Source organism: Amycolatopsis silviterrae (assembly GCF_042684085.1).
GTDB classification, from domain to species: Bacteria; Actinomycetota; Actinomycetes; order Mycobacteriales; family Pseudonocardiaceae; genus Amycolatopsis; species Amycolatopsis silviterrae.
The window spans coordinates 103,595-122,775 of record NZ_JBHUKS010000002.1; the positions used below are offsets into that span (position 1 = coordinate 103,595).

Annotated in this window: 20 protein-coding genes; 16 read left to right on the forward strand and 4 right to left on the reverse strand. The window is 66.6% G+C overall.

Translation table 11 applies throughout. The annotated features are described in order from the left end of the window. Positions 1-119 precede the first annotated feature (119 nt). The 13 genes from ACFSVL_RS01285 to ACFSVL_RS01345 all read left to right on the forward strand — a co-directional run bounded on the left by ACFSVL_RS01285 (position 120) and on the right by ACFSVL_RS01345 (position 12,459). Complete coding sequence (locus tag ACFSVL_RS01285) at positions 120-782, forward strand: peroxiredoxin-like family protein (protein WP_378299551.1); 663 nt, start codon at positions 120-122, stop codon at positions 780-782. Positions 783-1,535: 753 nt separating this feature from the next. Continuing rightward, entirely contained in the window at positions 1,536-2,822 is a 1,287-nt protein-coding gene (locus ACFSVL_RS01290; protein ID WP_378299553.1) for an AAA family ATPase, read from the forward strand. After that, a complete protein-coding gene (locus ACFSVL_RS01295; protein WP_378299554.1) occupies positions 2,809-3,348 on the forward strand; it encodes a hypothetical protein in 540 nt (179 codons plus the stop codon). Before ACFSVL_RS01290 ends, ACFSVL_RS01295 begins: the two co-directional genes overlap by 14 nt. A gap of 194 nt (positions 3,349-3,542) precedes the next feature. Continuing rightward, positions 3,543-4,781 (forward strand): helix-turn-helix domain-containing protein, encoded by a 1,239-nt coding sequence (locus ACFSVL_RS01300; RefSeq protein WP_378299556.1) that lies wholly within the window; start codon positions 3,543-3,545, stop codon positions 4,779-4,781. Positions 4,782-4,785: 4 nt separating this feature from the next. After that, the gene (locus ACFSVL_RS01305) at positions 4,786-5,346 is read left to right on the forward strand and encodes a flavoprotein (protein WP_378299558.1); all 561 of its coding nucleotides are present in this window, start codon (positions 4,786-4,788) and stop codon (positions 5,344-5,346) included. Positions 5,347-5,461: 115 nt separating this feature from the next. Continuing rightward, the gene (locus tag ACFSVL_RS01310) at positions 5,462-5,734 is read left to right on the forward strand and encodes a hypothetical protein (protein ID WP_378299560.1); all 273 of its coding nucleotides are present in this window, start codon (positions 5,462-5,464) and stop codon (positions 5,732-5,734) included. A 35-nt stretch (positions 5,735-5,769) separates the two neighbouring features. Further along, positions 5,770-6,216: a hypothetical protein gene (locus tag ACFSVL_RS01315; RefSeq protein ID WP_378299562.1), complete on the forward strand. Its 447-nt coding sequence runs from the start codon at positions 5,770-5,772 to the stop codon at positions 6,214-6,216. Beyond that, positions 6,217-7,125, forward strand: coding sequence for a helix-turn-helix domain-containing protein (locus tag ACFSVL_RS01320; RefSeq protein WP_378299564.1), 909 nt, complete (start codon positions 6,217-6,219; stop codon positions 7,123-7,125). Positions 7,126-7,447: 322 nt separating this feature from the next. Further along, on the forward strand, positions 7,448-9,004 hold the full coding sequence (locus ACFSVL_RS01325) for an FtsK/SpoIIIE domain-containing protein (protein ID WP_378299565.1): 1,557 nt from the start codon (positions 7,448-7,450) through the stop codon (positions 9,002-9,004). Then, on the forward strand, positions 9,001-9,387 hold the full coding sequence (locus ACFSVL_RS01330) for a hypothetical protein (RefSeq protein WP_378299567.1): 387 nt from the start codon (positions 9,001-9,003) through the stop codon (positions 9,385-9,387). Before ACFSVL_RS01325 ends, ACFSVL_RS01330 begins: the two co-directional genes overlap by 4 nt. Continuing rightward, complete coding sequence (locus ACFSVL_RS01335) at positions 9,387-10,979, forward strand: replication initiator (RefSeq protein WP_378299568.1); 1,593 nt, start codon at positions 9,387-9,389, stop codon at positions 10,977-10,979. Before ACFSVL_RS01330 ends, ACFSVL_RS01335 begins: the two co-directional genes overlap by 1 nt. A 10-nt stretch (positions 10,980-10,989) precedes the next feature. After that, complete coding sequence (locus ACFSVL_RS01340; RefSeq protein WP_354740155.1) at positions 10,990-11,175, forward strand: helix-turn-helix domain-containing protein; 186 nt, start codon at positions 10,990-10,992, stop codon at positions 11,173-11,175. Between the two features lie 87 nt (positions 11,176-11,262). After that, on the forward strand, positions 11,263-12,459 hold the full coding sequence (locus tag ACFSVL_RS01345; protein WP_378299570.1) for a tyrosine-type recombinase/integrase: 1,197 nt from the start codon (positions 11,263-11,265) through the stop codon (positions 12,457-12,459). A 46-nt stretch (positions 12,460-12,505) separates the two neighbouring features. Here ACFSVL_RS01345 and trhA read toward each other — a convergent pair whose 3' ends face one another. Then, complete coding sequence (gene trhA, locus ACFSVL_RS01350; protein ID WP_378299572.1) at positions 12,506-13,180, reverse strand: PAQR family membrane homeostasis protein TrhA; 675 nt, start codon at positions 13,178-13,180, stop codon at positions 12,506-12,508. 105 nt (positions 13,181-13,285) lie between these two features. Here trhA and ACFSVL_RS01355 point away from each other — a divergent pair, with 105 nt between their 5' ends. After that, positions 13,286-14,044 (forward strand): isoprenyl transferase, encoded by a 759-nt coding sequence (locus ACFSVL_RS01355; protein ID WP_378299681.1) that lies wholly within the window; start codon positions 13,286-13,288, stop codon positions 14,042-14,044. 107 nt (positions 14,045-14,151) lie between these two features. On the opposite strand, the gene ACFSVL_RS01360 is transcribed toward ACFSVL_RS01355, so the two are convergent. Then, complete coding sequence (locus tag ACFSVL_RS01360; protein WP_067576545.1) at positions 14,152-14,400, reverse strand: hypothetical protein; 249 nt, start codon at positions 14,398-14,400, stop codon at positions 14,152-14,154. Positions 14,401-15,135: 735 nt separating this feature from the next. On the opposite strand from ACFSVL_RS01360, the gene ACFSVL_RS01365 reads away from it, so the two are divergent. Further along, on the forward strand, positions 15,136-16,422 hold the full coding sequence (locus ACFSVL_RS01365) for a PhoH family protein (RefSeq protein WP_378299683.1): 1,287 nt from the start codon (positions 15,136-15,138) through the stop codon (positions 16,420-16,422). 54 nt (positions 16,423-16,476) lie between these two features. On the opposite strand, the gene guaB1 is transcribed toward ACFSVL_RS01365, so the two are convergent. Then, positions 16,477-17,916 carry a GMP reductase gene (gene guaB1, locus ACFSVL_RS01370; RefSeq protein ID WP_378299574.1) on the reverse strand — a complete coding sequence of 480 codons (1,440 nt, stop codon included), beginning with the start codon at positions 17,914-17,916 and terminating at the stop codon, positions 16,477-16,479. A gap of 67 nt (positions 17,917-17,983) precedes the next feature. Between guaB1 and ACFSVL_RS01375 the strand changes: the two genes are divergently transcribed. Then, entirely contained in the window at positions 17,984-18,451 is a 468-nt protein-coding gene (locus tag ACFSVL_RS01375; protein ID WP_378299576.1) for a DUF309 domain-containing protein, read from the forward strand. Between the two features lie 56 nt (positions 18,452-18,507). Here ACFSVL_RS01375 and ACFSVL_RS01380 read toward each other — a convergent pair whose 3' ends face one another. After that, positions 18,508-19,131, reverse strand: a complete 624-nt coding sequence (locus tag ACFSVL_RS01380; RefSeq protein ID WP_378299578.1) for an MBL fold metallo-hydrolase — start codon at positions 19,129-19,131, stop codon at positions 18,508-18,510. Positions 19,132-19,181: the final 50 nt, after the last annotated feature.

Sequence of the window (19,181 nt, forward strand, 5' to 3'; positions counted from 1 at the left end):
AGGTTCGCCAAAACTGGATTTGACTATCCAGTTTGCCGCTGATACCACTGGATAGAGCAATCCAGTTTGAGGTTCGCCCGTGTCCCGCGAAGCACCTCCCCGCGCCCGAAAGGCCTGACGTGACCACCACCAACAGCACCATTGCCGAGCGGCTATCCGCCATGCAGCAGGGCATCGCAGGTCAACTGCCGGCCGAGGCCCTCGCGGCTTTTGGCGGCGAGCAGGCGGAGCTGGACGCCGCCGGTGTGCCCGAGGGCGTGCTCACCGCGGGCGCGGCGATGCCCGACGGAGAGCTGCTCGACGTCCACGGCAACCCGGCGACGCTCGAATCCGCCCGGCACGGCAAGCCCGCCGTGGTCGTGACCTACCGAGGGGCCTGGTGCCCGTACTGCAACGTGGCGCTGCGCTCCTACCAGGAGCAGCTCGTGCCCGTGCTGGCTGAACGGGGCATCGAGCTGATCGCGATCAGTCCGCAGAAGCCGGACGGCTCGCTGTCCATGGCGGAGAAAAACGACCTGACCTTCACTGTGCTTTCCGATCCCGGCAACCAGATCGCCGCCGCACTCGGCGTGCTCACCGCCCCCGCCGAGGCCGCCCGCACCGCGCAGGCGGCTCTCGGGCTGGACCTCACCGCGGCCAACGCCGACGGCAGCCACGGCGTACCAATGCCGACGGTCGTCCTGGTCGCCGCCGAGGGCGCGATCCGGTGGATTGACGTGCACCCCAACTACGCCACCCGAACTGAGGTCCACGAGATCGTGACCGCGCTCGATCTGCTCTGAGCGGCAGAGCCGAAGCTAGGAGTACATCGCCAACCAGATCGCGATGAAGTGATCAAGGGTCCGTCGCGACCTGGTTGGCTCCTGGATTTATGCCCTCTGAGCTGCTGAAACCTTACTCCGCGGTTCTCGCCGTTTCTGGCTGTTGCCCGACCTCTGACGGCCTGGAGACGGCCTGGCGAACCCCTCACCGCACCTACCCCTTCATCCCGATACGAAGCCAGCACGCGGCCGGTGGTGCCGGGTCAAGACACGCTTTCCCGTCTTGACGCGGTGCTACCGGCCGTTGTCACGATCAGGCGTCGGGATGGAGGGGTCCCGACGACAGCCTGTAACGGCTGCCGCCACTGCGGCGACCACTTTGGCACGTAACGCGCTGTTCGGAGGTGGCCAATGTCGGCTAGGGGATCTGCTTCGCCGCCTGGCGGCGCTACGCCACGTGCCCCGCTGGCGGCCGCACCGCCCGGCCGGTGGGCGGAGCGGAGCGGCAGCCCGCCGTGCCGGGGACGGGTGCGGCCGCCTAGGCGAGGGGCTACGTAGGCGACTGCCGCGCCGCCAGGCGGCGCGGCCTTGATCTCATAGAGCCAAGTTCGGCAACAATACGCAAAGCTGCGATATTCTCGTGAAACGGGAACCTTTGACTTAAGGAAAGATGTGACTAGACCTTCCGCGGACATCGCCCGGTGGCGCAGTTCCAACCGCCGAGGGCCGGTCAGATTTTCGGTATCCGGATACAAAGCCATTCGGAATGAAGTAATGCTGGACATTGCCCCGCTAACGTTAATTTCTGGAGCAAATAGCTCAGGTAAGTCAAGCTTCATGCAGCCTTTCTTGATGTTGAAACAAACCGTCGAGGCGCAATTCGACCCGGGTGCACTCCTTATACATGGTCCGAATGTTCAACTAACTTCATGGCTGCAGGGACTTAGTCGCGGGAAGAGTCGTGCAGACGTGGCCGAATATCTAAAGATTGCAATAAAGCTGGGTTCTGCAAGCGTGTGTAATACGTACTCGTACTCTCAAAGTCAGGGCTTGACCTTGAGCGAGAGTGAGTATGTAAATATGGACAGCGCAATTCGGGTTAGCAAGACATCGTCTTCGGAATCTCTGATAAAGCGCTTCCCTTCGGAAGTTATCGAGTACCAAAGGGAACGCCGAGTCCTATGGGACTCGGAAGCCCAACCTGACTCATTAAAGTTATCTCCCTACCGAGAGCATTGCTTTCTTGACGTCGAAGTTAACAACAGGAGAACCGCGCGTGGGTTCGGCCTTGTTAGTCAGACTGGATTCGGTTCTTCTGACTACTCTCGTTTTCTGAGGGACATCATTCACGTTCCTGGCCTTAGGGGGAATCCGGAGCGGACCTACACTAGTTCCGCTGCAGGGATTCGCTATCCGGGGACCATGGAGCTATATGTGGCGAGTGTTATCCATAAATGGGGTCTCGACGAACATGTTGGGAAAAATAAGCTGATCGCGCTCGGCGATGACCTCCGACATCTCGGCCTAACATGGAAAGTCAAGGCGCAAAGGATAGACGATATTCGACTCGAACTTCTTGTCGGCCGGATGCCAACTTCGCAAGCCAGCGGAGCGAATGACTTGGTCAATATTGCAGACGTCGGCTTTGGGGTTAGCCAGACTCTTCCGATCCTTGTAGCGCTGCACGCCGCGATTCCAGGTCAGATCGTCTATATTGAGCAGCCGGAGACCCACCTGCACCCGAAGGCGCAAACCCGACTCGGAGATGTGATCGTCGCCGCCTCGAAGCGAGGGGTACGAGTCGTCGTTGAGACTCATAGTTCGCTTCTTCTTCGATCTATACAGACTGCTATTGCCAAAAAACAAATATTGCCAGAGCGGGTTTCACTTAACTGGTTCTCCCGTGACCCGCAAACAGGGTTCACTCGTGTCGACAAGGCAGAACTCGATGCACTCGGTCGATTTGGCGGCTGGCCGGTCGATTTTGACGAAGTTGCCGATGAGGCCGATTGGGAATTTCTGAACGCAGTACAGGAGGCGTCGGCTCGTGAAACCCAGTAATCATGTGCTCGTTGATGCATGTGTAGCGCGTTCTGTTAGCGAGAGAAATTCAGGCAAGCTTGCGAATACTCATCAAGTTCTTCTTTCGCTCAGGGCGGGAAATATTGGGGTATGCATGACGCCTGAGCTTCAGGCGGAGTGGGAAAAACATGCCACACGGTTCATGACGCGATGGCTGACGAATATGGAACAACGCTGCAGGGTTCGTAGGGAGCGGGACAGGAGAATCGCGGATCTTCGCGAGTCGATCGTGAAATTTGTGACACAAGAGGAAAAGCGCGAAGTAATACTGAAGGATGTACATATAACTGAAGCCGCCATTTTCTTCCAGGTCGCCGTATTCTCGTTTGATGATACGCAGCGGCGCGTTTTGTCGGAGCTTCACGTGCATTACGAGCGACTGGGTGGCGTGCAGTGGTTCAACCCGGAGAGTGATGGTCAACCCTCTCTGGAGTGGCTTCGAGGAGGTGGGCATGATGCGAAAGCCTGTCAAATCGCGAAGTTCGGCTACAAGGCAGCATGTTGATCACTGAGTTAGCTGCCTTCTCTGACCTATCTGAATAGGTGATTATTTGCCTACTTGCCATGTGGACAGCGTGTATATCGAGTGGCTGGGTATTTGATAAAAATTAGTCGTTGCCGATCGTTTCCTGTTTCGCTAATCGGCTGGAAGTGCGACCTCGTTCGTATATGCAGCCGATTGGCTGTAGTCTCGCGTGTATGCGAGGCGCGGGTGATCAGCTCAGCATCGGGGAGCGTGTTGCTTTCTACCGGCGACGGCGTGGGCTGTCGCAGGCGGTGCTTGCTGACCTGGTGGGCCGCACCGAGGATTGGTTGAGCAAGATCGAGCGCGGCGAACGGGATATCCGCAGGCTGGACGTGCTGGCAGAGGTCGCGCAGGCCCTGCGGGTGACACTTGGCGACCTGCTCGGCGAACCGGTCCTGCTGGAGGACCAGGAGAAGAACGACGACGTCCCAGCGATCCGGGATGCGCTGATGGCTCCGCGTCGGCTCTCCCGGACCTTGTTCTCCTCGGCGATGTCGCCCGAGTACATCGACCCCGCCCCTGTTGCGCAACTGGTGGAAGGTGCCTGGTCCAGCTACCAGAACGGCGAACTCGGCCGGGTTGTCGCGGCGCTGCCCGGTCTGATCAAAACCAGTCAGGCGATGGAGGCCGCGTCCTCGGATGACGCGACGTACAAGCGGGCGTGCGCTGCGGTGTCGGCCAGGGTCCACCACCTGGCGGCGACCACGTTGAGCAAGATCGGCGAGGCTGACCTCGCGTGGATCGCGGCTGAACGGGCGATGCAGGCCGCTGATGATGCGGATGATCCGCTGGTGCTGGCGTCGGCCGCGCGGTCGGGGACGCATGCGCTGCTGGCGGTGGGCCGGTTCGATGATGCGCTGGAGCTGGGCGACGTGGCGGCCAAGTGGCTGCTGCCGCGCATGGCCGAAGGTGATCCGGCGGCGTTGAGCCTGTACGGGATGCTCTACCTCCGGACTGCGGTGGCTGCTGCTCGGCATCAGGACCGGTCGACGGCGAATGACCTTCTCGGCCACGCGGGCCGGGCGGCTGATCAGCTCGGCGTCGATGCGAACTACTGGCAGACCGGGTTCGGACCGGCGAACGTCGAGCTGCACAGGTTGTCGGCGGCGCTGGATCTCGGCGACGTTGGGCAGGTGATCGAGTCCGCGCCGCGCGTCAACGTCGAGCATCTGCCGGTGGAGCGGCAGGTCACGCACCTGATCGACTTCGCGCGGGCGTTGAGCTTGGTTGCGAAGGACGACGAAGCGCTTGACGCCCTGCTGGAGGCTGAGACGAAGGCACCGACTGTCGTCCGGCACAACACGATGGTGCGTGAGGTCGTGCGGTCGATGTACCGGCGTGCCCCGGCGTCGGCGGGCAAGAAGTCTTCGGCGCTGCTGGCGCTGGCTGAGCGCTGCGGCGCGGTGAGGTAGGCGGATGTCGTCGCGTGTTCTCGGCCTGGTCGGTTCCGGTGCCGGTGGGGTGGAAGATCTTCTTCCGAAGCTGATCCGGCCTGCGCAGGCTGCGGGGTGGACGGTCGCGGTGACGCTGACCCCGACTGCTGGGCGCTGGCTGGCCGAGTCGGGTGCGCTGGCGGAGATCGAGGACGCGACGGGGTACCCGGTGCGGGTCGAGCCGCGGTCGCCGTCGGAGCGTAGTCCGCATCCTGCGCCGGACTGCTATCTGGTCGCGCCGGCCTCGGCGAACGTGGTCGCGAAGATGTCTCTCGGCATCGCGGACAATCAGGCGTTGACGCAGGTCAATGAGGCCATCGGCACGCGCAACCTGCCGGTCGTGGCCTTCCCGCGCGTGAACGCGGCGCATGCGCGTCAGCCGTTCTGGGAGATGCACATCGAGAACCTGCGGCGCGTCGGCGTCGACCTGCTTTACGGTGACGACGTCTGGCCGCTGCACGAACCGCGCAGCGCTCCCGGCCGGGATCTTCCCTGGTCGGCGATGCTCGACGCGATCGAGAAGGCCGTTCCGGCCGGACGCTAGCCCGTGCTCGAATGGACCCGGACAGTTTGTCCGGGTGATCTGCCTTACCCGGGTGTCTCCTGATCTCAGCGCGCCAAATCGGGCGTGCGGAAGCCGAGACATCGGGAGAGCACACATGGGCATTCACGTGGTGATTCAGCCCCTCGTCGGATACGGCGCCGCCGTCGTGTCGCCTTCCCCTGGGGTTCGCCAGCTGGTGGCCGGGGGCGATGAGGCCGCGATCGTGATCCAGGTACCGGCTCGGATCGGCGGCTTGATGGACACAGCGCGGTTTGCGCGGAGTCTTTCTGTTGCTGCGGGCGAGTTCGGCGAGTGGTGCGAGACGCAGAACCGCACTCGCACCTACTCCTCTCCTCTCGGCGACCAGTGGTCGGAAGAGCGCGACTGAGCGCACAAAAACCTAGAGCAGCAAAGGGATTCAGCATGGCTATCGAAAAGGGACACCGGTTTGCGATCGACTTCGACGACGCGTTCCCGCAGGGACTTGTGATGGTGGGCGAAGTTATTCCGGACAACGAGTTCCAATCGCGTGAGGACCGGGCGGCGGGTCGGCCCGTGCGTCAACGCATTGACGAGACGACCGGCAAGCGGCAGTGGCGGGCCGCAGTGACGGACCCAGGCGAGACGAAGGCGAAGCGGGCCTCGTTCGAGGTGACATTCTTGGCGGACGTGCAGCCGGTGCCGACGACCTCGGAGGTCCTGCCGGGAATGCGGCCGATCGAGCTGGACGGGTTGACGGCGGAGCCGCGTGTCGGCGGGCAGGGCGAGTTCAAGTATCAGACGTATGTGTTCCGGGCGACCGGCTTCAAGGCTGTTACGGCGAAGTCGTCGCGGTCTGCGTCTGCAACTGGTGACAGCAAGGCGGCGTAGATGCGTGGGACGGAGATGGCGAGCCCGCGGGCACGCGGTTTGGGTGCGGCGTTGCGAAACGCCAGGGTTGAGGCGCGGTTCGGGTTGCGGGAGCTGGGGCGGCGGATCGGGGTCAACCCGGCGTTGCTGTCGAACTGGGAGCTGGGGCAGCGGGTGCCGACGCCGGTGGAGGTGGCGGGCGTGCTGGGTGCGCTCGGGGTGACCGGGCAGCGGAAAGCCTGGATCATGCTGCTGGCGCGGGGTGTGTCGGGGCCGAGCTGGTTTTCGGCGGGGTCGCAGGCTGATCCGGCGCATTACACGACGTTGGTCGCGCATGAGCGGGTGGCGCGGTCGGTGACGGTGTGGGCTCCGCTGCTGGTGCCGGATTTGCTGCAGGTTCCGGATTACGCGCGGTTGGTGGTCGGCCCGACGTTGCGGGACAAGGAGAAGCTGGATCAGGTGGTGGAGGACCGGTTGGACCGCAACCGGATCGTGTTCGGCGCGGGTGCGGTCACAGCGCAGATGTTCATCGGGTCCGAAGCGCTGAAGAACCATTTCGGCGTGACCGGGGTCATGCGGCGGCAGATGAGTTTTCTCAGGGATCTGGTCGGGCTGTCGCGGACGCTGACGATCCGGCTGGCCCCGAGCCAGGCCGTGTCGGAGGGGCCGTTCAGCCGGTACACGCTGAAAGACACCTCGGATGTCGTGTACTGCCCGCATCACGGTGCCGGGGTCTTCCTGGTCGGGAAGGACGCGGAGCCGTACACGGCAACGATCGAACGGCTCGCCAAGGCGGCGATGTCTCAGCAGGAATCGCTCGCATGCCTGTCGGACGTGGTGGAGCAGCTCAGGGAAGAGGCGGATGAGGAGCGGCTGGCGGATGACGCCGAGCTGACAAAGCTCATGACCAGCGAGGAACCCGAAGACTAGCCGCAAAACCTCAGCGAGTACTGAAAAAAGCGCACGGTGACGTGTGCTGTGTTCAACGCGCTCATTTGCGCTTGGAATTGTTCCGTAATTAACGCAGAACCGGCCTCTGGCTGCCAACCTTCACCGGTTCTGCGCTGTCCACTGGGAAGTGAACAATGACGAACATAACCGGTTCTGGACGGCGTGCGTCAACGGGGGTCACCCGGATGCGTTGCGCCGCATGTAAAAAGTTCACGCGCCTCGTGCGGGGCGAGACGAAGTGCGCGGCATGCCAAGGAATGCTGCCGCTCGACATCACCGCGGCTGAATGCGGTGAGCGCCGATGAACGCGGCCGTGGTGATCGCTGTCGGCGCGGGTGTCGCGGTGGTGCTGTGGGTGCTGGCGAAGCTCGGCCGCGCGCTGGCGTCCATTGTGGAAACGCTGGCGGCGTTGGCGTTCCTGGGTTTCGCGTTCTGGACGGTGCTGCGGGCGGTCGGCTGGCTGGCCCGGCAGATCGTGACCCGGTGGCGCACCTGCCTCGCGTTGCTCGTGATCGTGGCGTGGTTGCGGTGGTGGGGCTGGCTGTCGCTGACGGTCGTGCTCGTCACGCTGGCGCTGATCGCGGTGGTCTGGCATCAGCTCGATGTGGTGGGGTTCGACCGGTGGTGCGGTCGGTGGTTGCGGGCGTGGTGGCTGCGCTGTGTCGTCTACGGGCGGAAACTGCCGGACTGGCTGCACGCCTGCGGCCTGACGGTCCGCGACGAAGCGATCCCGGTGGACGTGACCGTAAACCTGGTGTCGCGTCGGCGGAAACGCCAAGCCATCACGCAGGCACGGAAGACGTCCGGGGTGGCGGTGCCCGCGTTGGTGCGGGTGCGGTCGGGAGCGTCGTGGGACGAGGTCCGGGTGCGGTTGGTGCCGGGGCAGAAGCCGGAGGATTTCGACGAGGCGGCGCGGGCGTTGGCGACGGCGCGGAAGGTGTCGCGGGTGCAGGTGCGCGAGATCGCGCCGGATGTGGTGTCGCTGGACTTCATGCGCCGCGACCTGCTCACCACCCCCGTCCGGTGCCGTGAACTGCCCGGTCTGGAACCGGCTCGGGTGAACCTGCGCGCGGTGTACGCGGGGACGACGGAGTACGGGACGCCGTGGCGGCTGCCGTTGACGGGCGCGGGCGCGCACATCCTCGTCGCCGGTGCCAGCGGCGCGGGCAAGAACTCGGTCATGTGGTGCCCGCTGGTATCGGCCGCCTCGGCGATCCGCTCCGGGCTGGTGCGGGTGTCCGGTGTGGACCCGAAGGGCATGGAACTGGCCTACGGGCGCGGGATCTTCGCCCGCTACGCCGTGTCCGGCAAGGACACCCTCCAACTCTTGGAGGGCCTGCGGGACGAGCTGGAACGGCGTAAGCGGGAGTTCGCCGGGAACACCCGGGACGTGCCGCTCTCGCAAGAGTTTCCGTTGGAGCTGCTGGAGTTCGACGAGATCGGCGCGTTGACCCGCTACACCGACCGCAAGACCCGTGAGGCGATCGTGGAGCACGTCGCGGTCCTCAACACGCAGGGCCGGGCGCTGGGGGTGTCGGTCCGCGGCTACGTGCAGGAACCGACGAAGGACACGGTGCCGGTGCGGGAGCTGTTCACCCGCCGCGTCTGCCTGCGCGTCACCTCCAAAAACCACGTCGGGATGGTGCTCGGCGACGGCGCGTACGAACGCGGAGCCTGGGCCAACCGCATCCCGGAGACCATGCCCGGCACCGGTTACGTGTGGGGCGAAGGCATCCGCGAACCCCTGCGCGTCCGCGCGGGCTGGGTCTCCGACGCCACGGTGAAGGCCCTGGAGCAGTACGTCACCAACGGCGGCACCCACCACCACGACCACTGCGAGGAAAGGAGGGCGGCATGAACCGGCTCATGATCTTCCTCGACACCATCCGCGACCACCTCGACCTGCACCAGCTGCCGCCGGTCGCGTCGCTGGACGTCTCCGCGTGGTCGCGGCCGATCACGGTGCAGCTGGACGTCGACGGCCTGGCCGAGGTCGCCCGGGCGCTGCTGACCTGGGCGAACACCCTCGACGACGTCACCGCGGCGTTGTGGCGGATCGCTGCGGGCGGCTGGGCGCACCTCGGGATCGTCGGCCGGACGCCGTGCGGAATCCCGGTGCGCGTCTACGGGGCGGTGGTGTTCGACCCGAGCGTCTTCCCGGACCTTCCCGCCGGAGACAAGCAGCCGATGCCGGTGCACGTGCTGCGCGGGTGGGCGTCGCGAGGGGAGGCGGCGGCCTGATGGGCGAGACACGAGCCGAACGGATGCGGATGCCGCTGGCCGACGACGTAATCCGGGCGACGGCGGAGAAGCACGGGGTGTGCGTGCGGCCGTTCACGATGGAAGTCGGCGACCAGGACACCGGCGAACTGCGCTACGTCCCGGTGCCGTGTGGGTCCACAGTGGAATCGGTGTGCCTGCCGTGTGCGCGGAAAGCCAAGGCGCTGCGGCAAGTCCAGTGCCGCGAAGGCTGGCACATGACCGAAGAACCGGACCTCACGCCCGAAGAGCCCACCGGCGACCAGACGGAGCTGTTGGCGTACCGGGCTGATCTCGTCGCCTCCTATAGCGAGGTCGCCGACACCGACCCTGCCGAAGCGGAGGAGTTGCGGGAGGAGATCCGTGGTGTGGACGAAGAACTTCGGCAACTCGGCGTTCGGGGCCGTCTCCCCTCGGTCGACCTGCCGACGAAGAAGGCGGTGAAGCGGTCGACGAAGCGGCGGCAGGACGCGCCGAACCTGCCCCGGCGCAAGGTCGCCAAGACCACAGTGGGCCGGGAGTACGCGGGGCGGTTCCGGCCGTCGATGTTCGTCACGCTGACCTGCGACACCTACGGCGCGGTCCGCGGTGACGGCTCCCCGGTCAACCCGGCTGCCTATGACTATCGGCGGGCGGCGCGGGACGCGGTGCATTTCTCGGCGTTGGTGGATCGGTGGTGGCAGAACCTGCGCCGGGTCGTCGGCTGGGACGTGCAGTACTTCGCCACCGTGGAACCGCAGAAACGGACCGCGCCGCACCTGCACGCCGCCATCCGGGGAACGATGCCGCACGACGTGATCCGGCAGGTCACCGAAGCCACCTACCACCAGGTCTGGTGGCCCCGGCACGACGAGATCGTCTACACCGACCGGCTCCCGAGCTGGGACGGTCCGGAGCGGGGATTTGTCGACCCCGACACCCGCCGACCCCTGCTGACCTGGGATGACGCGGTGGAGCGGGTCGAGGAACCGGCGCACGTGGTGACCTTCGGGCGGCAGGTCCACTCCAAGGGAATCCTCGGCGGGACGGAAGACGCCGGCCGCCACATCGGCTACCTCACGAAGTACCTGACCAAGTCCACGGGCGAAGTGGTCGAGGCCGACACGGCGGCGCTGGCCGACCATCACGACCGGCTGCACGCCGAGCTGGCCGTCACACCCTGTTCGCCCCGGTGTGCGGTGTGGCTGCTCTACGGCATCCAACCCAAGGGAGCCAACGGAAAGACCACCCCGGGGCATTGCAAGGGCCGGGCGCACCGGCGGACCACCCTCGGCCTGCCGGGTCGGCGGGTGCTGGTGTCGCGGAAGTGGTCGGGCAAGACCCTCGTGGACCACAAAGCCGACCGCAAGGCGTTCGTCCTGGACGCCTTGGCCGCTGTCGGGATCGAGAAACCGCAACCAGATCCGGCCCGGCTCGTCTGGCGCAAGGTCGACGCCGGAGACCCGCACGTGCCACCCAGACCGCACCTGGTGATGCACGCGATCGCCGAACGTATCGCCTGGAAAGCCGAATACGACCGAGCACTACTCGCCGCCAGCCCGCCGGAAACTTCGGCAACTCAGCTCGCGGCTTGAAGGGGGAGCCATGGACAACGTGCACCAGATCGAACGGCTTTGGACCGTTGACGACGTCTCGGCTTACCTCGGCGTCCCGGTCAAGACGCTCTACCAGTGGAAGTGGCGTGGTGAGGGTCCACCAGTCCGCAAGATCGGCCGCCATCTCCGCTATGACCCGGCTTCGGTCAAAGCCTGGGTCTCGCAAGCCGCCTGATAGTTCGGCAATCACGAAAGGAAGGTCCACTTGGGACACATTCAAGATCGGTGGTATCGGCAAGCCAGAGAGCCGGGGACCGACGAGTTGCGGTTCAACGACAAGGGCAAGCCGGTGATGGAGAAGACCGAACTGTACGGCATCGGTCTTCGTTACAAGGTCAGGTACCTGGACCCGGAAGGGCAGGAGCGGTCGAAGTCCTTCCCGGACAAGCAAAAGAAGCGGGCGGAAGACTTCCTGATCGAGGTCGAATCAGACAAGCGCGAGGGCAAGTACGTGGACCCCCGTGCGGGCCGGATCTCGTTCAAGACGGTCGCCGAGCGGTGGGCCGCTGCGCAGACGTACGACCACACGACGCGGGAACGGGTCGCAAGCCGAGTGGCGAACCATCTAGTCCCATACTTCGAGGGCAAGTCGATCGCAGCGGTCCGCCCTAGCGATGTTCAAGGCTGGCTCCGATGGCTCCAGGAACGCGGCGTGAGCGCGAACTCGCGAGTCCTGTATTTCACGCACCTGGTGTCGGTGTTCAGCTTCGCCAAGGAAGACAAGCTCATCGTGAGCAACCCGGCGCAGGCTCGGAGCGTGACCAGGCCGCGGGAAGACCACACGCGGGTTCAGCCATGGTCGGCTGAGCGGGCACAGGCGGTGTTGCGGGCACTGCCTGCCCGGTATCGCCCGTCGGTTCGGATTCCGGCGGGGCTCGGGCTGCGGCAGGGCGAGGTGTTCGGGTTCTCTCTCGATGACGTCGATCGGGAACGGAACATTGTCCGGGTTGAGCGGCAAGTCCGGATCGTGAACAACGTGCTGTGCTTCGCTCCGCCGAAGCGGGGCAAGACGCGTGAGGTGCCGATCGGGTCCCGGCTACTCGCCGAGTTGGACGAGTACGCCGAGGAGTTTCCGCCGACTCTGACGACGCTGCCGTGGGTGCATCCGGATGGCAAGCCGGTCACGGTGAACCTGCTGATGGTGGATTACGACGGGCTGCCGTTCCGGCGGGGTGGCTTCCGGCTCAACGTCTGGCGACCGGCGCTCAAGCGGGCCGGGATCGCGGAGCCGACCAGAGCAGACGGGATGCACGCGCTCCGTCACCTCTACGCCTCGGTCCTGCTCGACGCAGGCGAGTCCATCAAGGCGCTGTCCGCCTACCTTGGCCACTCGGACCCAGGCTTCACCCTCCGCGTCTACACGCACCTGCTCCCGACCAGCCACGAGCGGACCCGCAAGGCAGTCGATGGCCTGCTCAGGAGCTTCGGAAACGACTCAGGCCGCCCCCAGGCAGCGTGACGGCCTGGAGACGGCCTGAGAAAGATCCACAGAGGTAAAACCCCAGCTAGGAGTACATCGCCAACCAGATCGCGATGTAATGCGACACCGCCGCCAGCACCGTGCACGCGTGGAAGAACTCGTGGTACCCGAACGTCTCCGGCCAGTGGTTCGGCCACTTCACCGCGTAAAAAACCGCCCCAACGGTATAAAACAGCCCGCCCACGCAAAGCAGCACCAAAGCCGCGACTCCGGCATGGGTCAGCAACTCCGGCAGGACGAACACCGCGACCCACCCGAGCGCGATGTAGATCGGGACGCCCAGCCAGCGCGGCGCGTGCGGCCACAGCATCTTCATCGCCACGCCGAGGATCGCGCCGCCCCACACGATGCCAAGGACGATGTATCCCGTCGGCTTCGACATGGCCAGCAGGGTGAACGGCGTGTATGTGCCGGCGATGAAGAGGAAGATCATCGAATGGTCGGCGCGCTTCATCCACTTGTACGCGCGCGGGCTCCACAGCCTGCGGTGATACAGCGCGCTCACGCCGAACACGCCCAGCACGGTGAGGCCGTACACGGACGTCGCCAGCGCGGCTACCGCGGAGACCGTCGACGCGGCGAGGCTGATCAGCGTGGCGGCTCCGGCGACCGCGCCGAAGAACGACCAGAAGTGGATGTGGCCGCGCAGCCTGGGCCGAGTGTCCTCGGGGACGGGCGGGGGCTCGATCGTCACGCTCACCGGCCCCAGGCTACGGGACCGTAGGTTTTTCGCTAGCCCCCGTGGCGCGTCACACCCTTACTCCAGGGGTGCGTACGCTCGGGCGACGTGAGCCTCCGGTCCTTCATGTCCGACGTTGTCTACAGCATCTACAGCCGCCGTCTGATCCAGCAGTCGGCGGGCCGTCATCCGCGGCATATCGCGATCATGCTCGACGGCAATCGCCGCTGGGCTCGCGAGGCCGGGTTCGCCGACGTGGCCGACGGGCATCGCGCCGGGGCCAAGAAGATCGCCGACTTCCTCAGCTGGTGCCAGGAAGCCGAGGTCGAGGTCGTGACGATGTGGCTGCTCTCCACCGACAACCTCAACCGCGATCCGGACGAGCTCACCCCGCTGCTGAAAATCATCACCGACGTCACCGACGAACTCGCCGGGGCCGAGGCGCCGTGGCGGCTGCGCATCGTCGGCGCGCTCGACCTGCTGCCGCTCGAGGTGGCGCAGAAGCTCACCGCCGCCGCGGCGCGCACCGAGAACCACTCGGGCATGGAGGTGAACATCGCGGTCGGCTACGGCGGGCGGCAGGAGATCGCCGACGCCGTCCGCAAACTTCTCCTTCAGCACGCCGACGAGGGCACTTCGATTCGCGAACTCGCGAAAATACTGGACGTCGACCACATCTCGGAACATCTGTACACGTCCGGTCAGCCGGATCCGGAGCTGATTATCCGAACGTCCGGTGAACAGCGGCTTTCCGGATTTCTGCTCTGGCAGTCGGCGCATTCGGAATTCTGGTTCACCGAGGCTTACTGGCCGGCATTCCGGCGGGTCGATTTTCTCCGCGCGATGCGCGACTACGCCTGGCGGCATCGCCGGTTCGGAGTCTGAACGCGGCGAACCGGCCCGGCGGACCCACCCAGCCGGGCCGGTCAACCCGGGCCGCAGACGCCGCGAAGGCCCCGGAGCAGGACTCCGGGGCCTTCGCGCGAGACGGCTCAGCCGTGGTGGTGCTCCATCGAGTGGGCCACCAGCGCCGGGGTCAGCGCAACGCCGGTGTAGGCGCCGGCGACCAGCGAAGCGGCGCCGTAGCCCAGCGCGCCGCCGCCCTCGATGAAGGTGGCGTAGGCGTCGCCGAACGTCGGGTCCGGAGCGCCCTGGGTCGCGGCCGGGGAGGCGAACGCCGTCCCGCCGATCATCATCAGACCCGCGGCGGCACCGGCGACAATTCCAGCCTTCTTCAGCACTTCGCACACTCCTAGGTAGAGATACTGGGATTCGGGGCACCGGAGTGTTCCGGTGGTGTGTCCCGCAGTAAGGAAATTACCCCCGAATGGCCTCTAGCGAATGGTGCGTACGCCCATTGTGTGAGCGCTTGAAGGCCCAGTTCACTCGGTCCGGTTCAGTGTCCAGGACGCGAAATGCATTCCGGTCTGGACCATGGTACAAGGCCGGCTACCTGGGAATTGCCTGCGTTCGGTGACAAATTTTCCTTGATCATTCGTCCGCGTGACCCCCCGATCGCTGGACCCGGTGACGCTGGGTGAGCACTGTGGACACTCTGTTGCGGGCGACCGACGGTGGGATGACGAATCGGCGAATCACCTGTGTGGCTGCCTGCACGACGCGGCGGACGTAGGTACCTTCCGGGATAGAGGGCTCGCGTTCCGTGCGGGTTCTCGCGGGAGGCCCTGGTCGTGGCGTTGATCGAGGGGGCGGCTCAGCCGCCCACGAGATGCACGAGGGGGCCGGCACCCGGCCCTCGTGGCCGTGCCGCCTGACGCAGCCAGCGTCAGGGAGTGCGGACCCAGCCAGGGAGGTGCCCGGCCCAGCGAGTGCGGGCGTGGGGTGCACACGCCCTCGAGGGAGATGCCGTCGTGACTGCGCAGCGTTCACCCCGCAAGGCCTCAGGCCGTTCTTCGACCGGTGCCGCGGCACCGGAGAAAGCCTCGATCTCGCCCGAATCCCCACGCATCACTTATGTGCTCGACACGTCGGTGCTGCTCTCCGACCCGTGGGCGGTCACCCGGTTCGCCGAACACGCGGTGGTGCTCCCGCTGGTCGTCATCAGCGAACTGGAGGCCAAGCGCCACCACTCCGAACTGGGCTGGTTCGCCCGCGAAGCCCTCCGGCTGCTGGACGACCTCCGGCTCAAGCACGGCAGGCTCGACGCCCCGATCCCGATCGGCGAGGCGGGCGGCACCCTGCAGGTGGAGCTGAACCACACCGATCCGTCCGTCCTCCCGGTGGGCTTCCGCACCGACTCGAACGACCACCGCATCCTCGCGTGCGCGCTCAACCTCGCGACGGAGCAGCCGGCGGTCACCCTGGTGACGAAGGACATCCCGCTGCGGGTCAAAGCGGGTGCGGTCGGGCTCACCGCGGACGAGTACCGGGCGCAGGAGGTCACCCCGTCGGGCTGGACGGGCATGGCGGACGTGGACGCGCCGCAGGAACTCATCGACGCGCTCTTCTCGGGCGGTTCGGCGGATCCGGCGGAATTCGGGCTCGGCGAGGTGGGCGAACTGCCGTGCCACACCGGGCTGCGGCTGCTCGCGGGCAGTTCCAGCGCGCTCGGCCGGGTCACGGCGGACAAGCGGGTGCGGCTGGTGCGCGGCGACCGCGAGGCGTTCGGCCTGCACGGCCGCTCGGCGGAGCAGCGCGTGGCGCTCGACCTGCTGCTGGACTCCGACGTCGGCATCGTCTCGCTCGGCGGACGGGCGGGTACCGGCAAGTCGGCGCTAGCGCTGTGCGCGGGCCTGGAGGCGGTGATGGAACGCCAGCAGCACCGCAAGGTCGTGGTGTTCCGCCCGGTCTACGCGGTCGGCGGCCAGGATCTCGGCTATCTGCCCGGGTCCGAGAGCGAGAAGATGCAGCCGTGGGCGCAGGCGGTGTTCGACACGCTCGGCGCGCTGGTCAGCCAGGACGTGCTGGACGAGGTCTTCGACCGCGGCATGCTCGAAGTGCTGCCGCTGACGCACATCCGGGGCCGTTCGCTGCACGACACCTTCGTGATCGTGGACGAGGCGCAGTCGCTGGAACGGAACGTGCTGCTGACCGTGCTGTCACGGCTCGGCTCGGCCTCGCGGGTGGTGCTTACGCACGACGTCGCGCAGCGCGACAACCTGCGGGTCGGGCGGCATGACGGTGTCTCGGCGGTGATCGAGAAGCTGAAGGGGCACCCGCTGTTCGCGCACGTGACCCTGACCCGGTCGGAGCGCTCGCCGATCGCGGCGCTGGTGACCGAGATGCTGGAGGACCACGGCTGACCTGGTCGTGAGTGGCAATCACGGTTCTAACCGTGATTGCCACTCACGAGGCCCCTACCAGCCAGCCGGCAACGGACGCCCCTCAGCAAACCCCGCCGCAGACTGCACACCCAGCACCGCACGCTCGTGGAACTCCTCGATCGTGCGCGCGCCCGCGTACGTGCAGGACGAGCGGACGCCCGAACAGATCGAGTCGATCAAGTCCTCGACGCCCGGCCGGGCCGGGTCCAGCGCCATCCGCGACGTGGAGATGCCCTCCTCGAACAGGGCCTTGCGCGCGCGGTCGAACACGTTGTCCGTGCGCGTGCGGGCCCCGACGGCGCGCTTCGACGCCATCCCGAACGACTCCTTGTATGGACGGCCCTGCTCGTCGTACCGCAGGTCGCCGGGGGATTCGTGGGTGCCGGCGAACCACGAGCCGACCATCGCCGCCGACGCGCCCGCGGCCAGCGCCAGCGCGACGTCGCGCGGGTGCCGCACGCCGCCGTCGGCCCACACGTGTTTGCCCAGCTCACGGGCGGCAGCCGCGCATTCGGCGACCGCGGAGAACTGCGGGCGGCCGACGCCGGTCATCATCCGCGTGGTGCACATCGCGCCGGGGCCGACGCCGACCTTGATCACGTCCGCGCCCGCGTGGATGAGGTCGCGGGTGCCTTCGGCGGTCACGACGTTCCCCGCCACGATCGGCACCTTCGGCGACACCGAGCGGACCGCCTTGAGCGCGGCGATCATCTTTTCCTGGTGCCCGTGCGCGGTGTCGACGACCAGCGTGTCGACGCCCGCAGCCAGCACCGCCTCGGCCTTCGCCGCGACGTCGCCGTTCACGCCGACCGCGGCGGCGACGCGCAGTTTCCCGTTCGCGTCCGCGGCGGGGGTGTAGATCTCCGAGCGCAGCGCGCCTACCGCGGTGAGCACGCCGGCGAGGCGACCTTCGTTGTCAAGGCCTAGGGCGAGCCGTCCGCCGTGGCTGTGCAGGAGTTCGAAAACCTCGCGCGGCGGAGTGTCGAGCGGGACAGCGACGACGGCGGGCTCCGCGACGTCGGCCAGTCGGGCGAAGCGGTCGACGCCCGCGCAGGCGGCCTCGTCCACGACGCCGACCGGCTTGCCGTCCCCGTCGACGATGACGACCGCGCCGTGTGCTCGTTTGTGCACGAGGTTGAGGGCGTCGGCCACCGCGTCGCCGCCGGTGAGGACCAGCGGCGTGTCCCAGACGGCGTGGCGGGACTTCACCCAGGAGACGATTTCGGTCACCGCGGCCGTGTCGACGTCCTGCGGAAGCACGACGAGACCGCCGCGGCGAGCGACCGTCTCGGCCATCCGCCGCCCGGCGACGGCCGTCATGTTGGCCACCACCAAGGGGATCGTCGCGCCAGTGCCGTCCACGGTGGACAGGTCAACGCCGAAGCGGGACTCCACGTCCGAACGGTTCGGCAGCAGGAACACGTCGTCGTAGGTCAGGTCGTGAGCGGGCACATGCCCATCCAGAAAGCGCACGAGTCCCCAGGCTACGTGGCTTGCGCGCGTGGCGCTAACCCGGCGTGGGACGTGGAACAATGGGCGGGTGGACAGCCGTGATCGCGACGACCAGGGCCGAGCGCGCAACGCCCGCCCGCGTGACGGCCTCGGCCGCCCGCTGCCCTACGGAGCCGACGGCGTGCCGCGCCAGCCCGAAGGCGTGCAGCGGACCCCGGCGGAGACCCTGGCGGAGGCGCAGCATCTGCTGGACGCTGGCCGCCCGTTCCACGCACACGAGGTCTTCGAGGACGCGTGGAAGGCGACCGACAGCCCGGAACGGGAGCTGTGGCGCGGCCTGGCCCAGCTGGCGGTCGGGCTGACGCACGCGCTGCGCGGGAACGGGAACGGGGCGGTCGCGCTGCTGGAGCGGGGCGCGGAGAACATCGCGCCGTTCCGGGAGGAGCCGCCACACGGGGTGGACGTCGCCGGGCTGCAGCAGTGGGCGCAAACGCTTGCGGCGGAGGCCCGGGAGCGGGTTCGGGTGGTGCCGGAGGTGCCCCGGCTGGCCCGGTAGATGCTCGTGAGTGTTTACGCCGGTTAGAACCGGCATAGACACTCACGAGCCGTTGATCAGGCCTCGGGCCAGGTGGCGGAGGCGGCTTTTTCCTTGCCGATGGTCGTCGCCTCGCCGTGGCCGGTGCGGACGATTGTCGTGTTCGGGAGGGGGAAGAGGCGGTCCCGGATGGATTTCACGATGGTCGGGTAGTCCGAGTACGACCGGCCGGTCGCGCCGGGGCCGCCGTTGAACAGGGTGTCGCCGGTGAAGAGGACGTCCAGGTCGGCGCTGTGCAGGCAGACCGCGCCGGGGGCGTGGCCGGGGGTGTGCAGCACGGTGAGGCCGGTGCCGGCGACGGTGATGACCTGTCCGTCGGCCAGGTCGCCGTCGGGGGCGCGGTCCGGGTGGGTCAGGTCCCACACGACGCGGTCGGCCGGGTGCAGCAGGATCGGCGCGCCGGTGCGTTCGGCCAGTCCGGGGGCGGCGTTGACGTGGTCGTTGTGCGCGTGGGTGCAGACGATCGCGCGGACGGTGCGTTCTCCGACTACGTCCGCGATGGCCTCCGCGTCGTGTGCCGCGTCGATCACGATCACTTCGGCGCCGTCGCCGACGATCCAGACGTTGTTGTCCACGTCCCAGCTGCCGCCGTCGAGTTCGAATACGCCCGACGTGACCAGGTTTTGCACTATCGCCGTCATGTCCGCAGACCCTAGTGGCCAGCTGGGCATACCGGCGGTACTTACTTTCG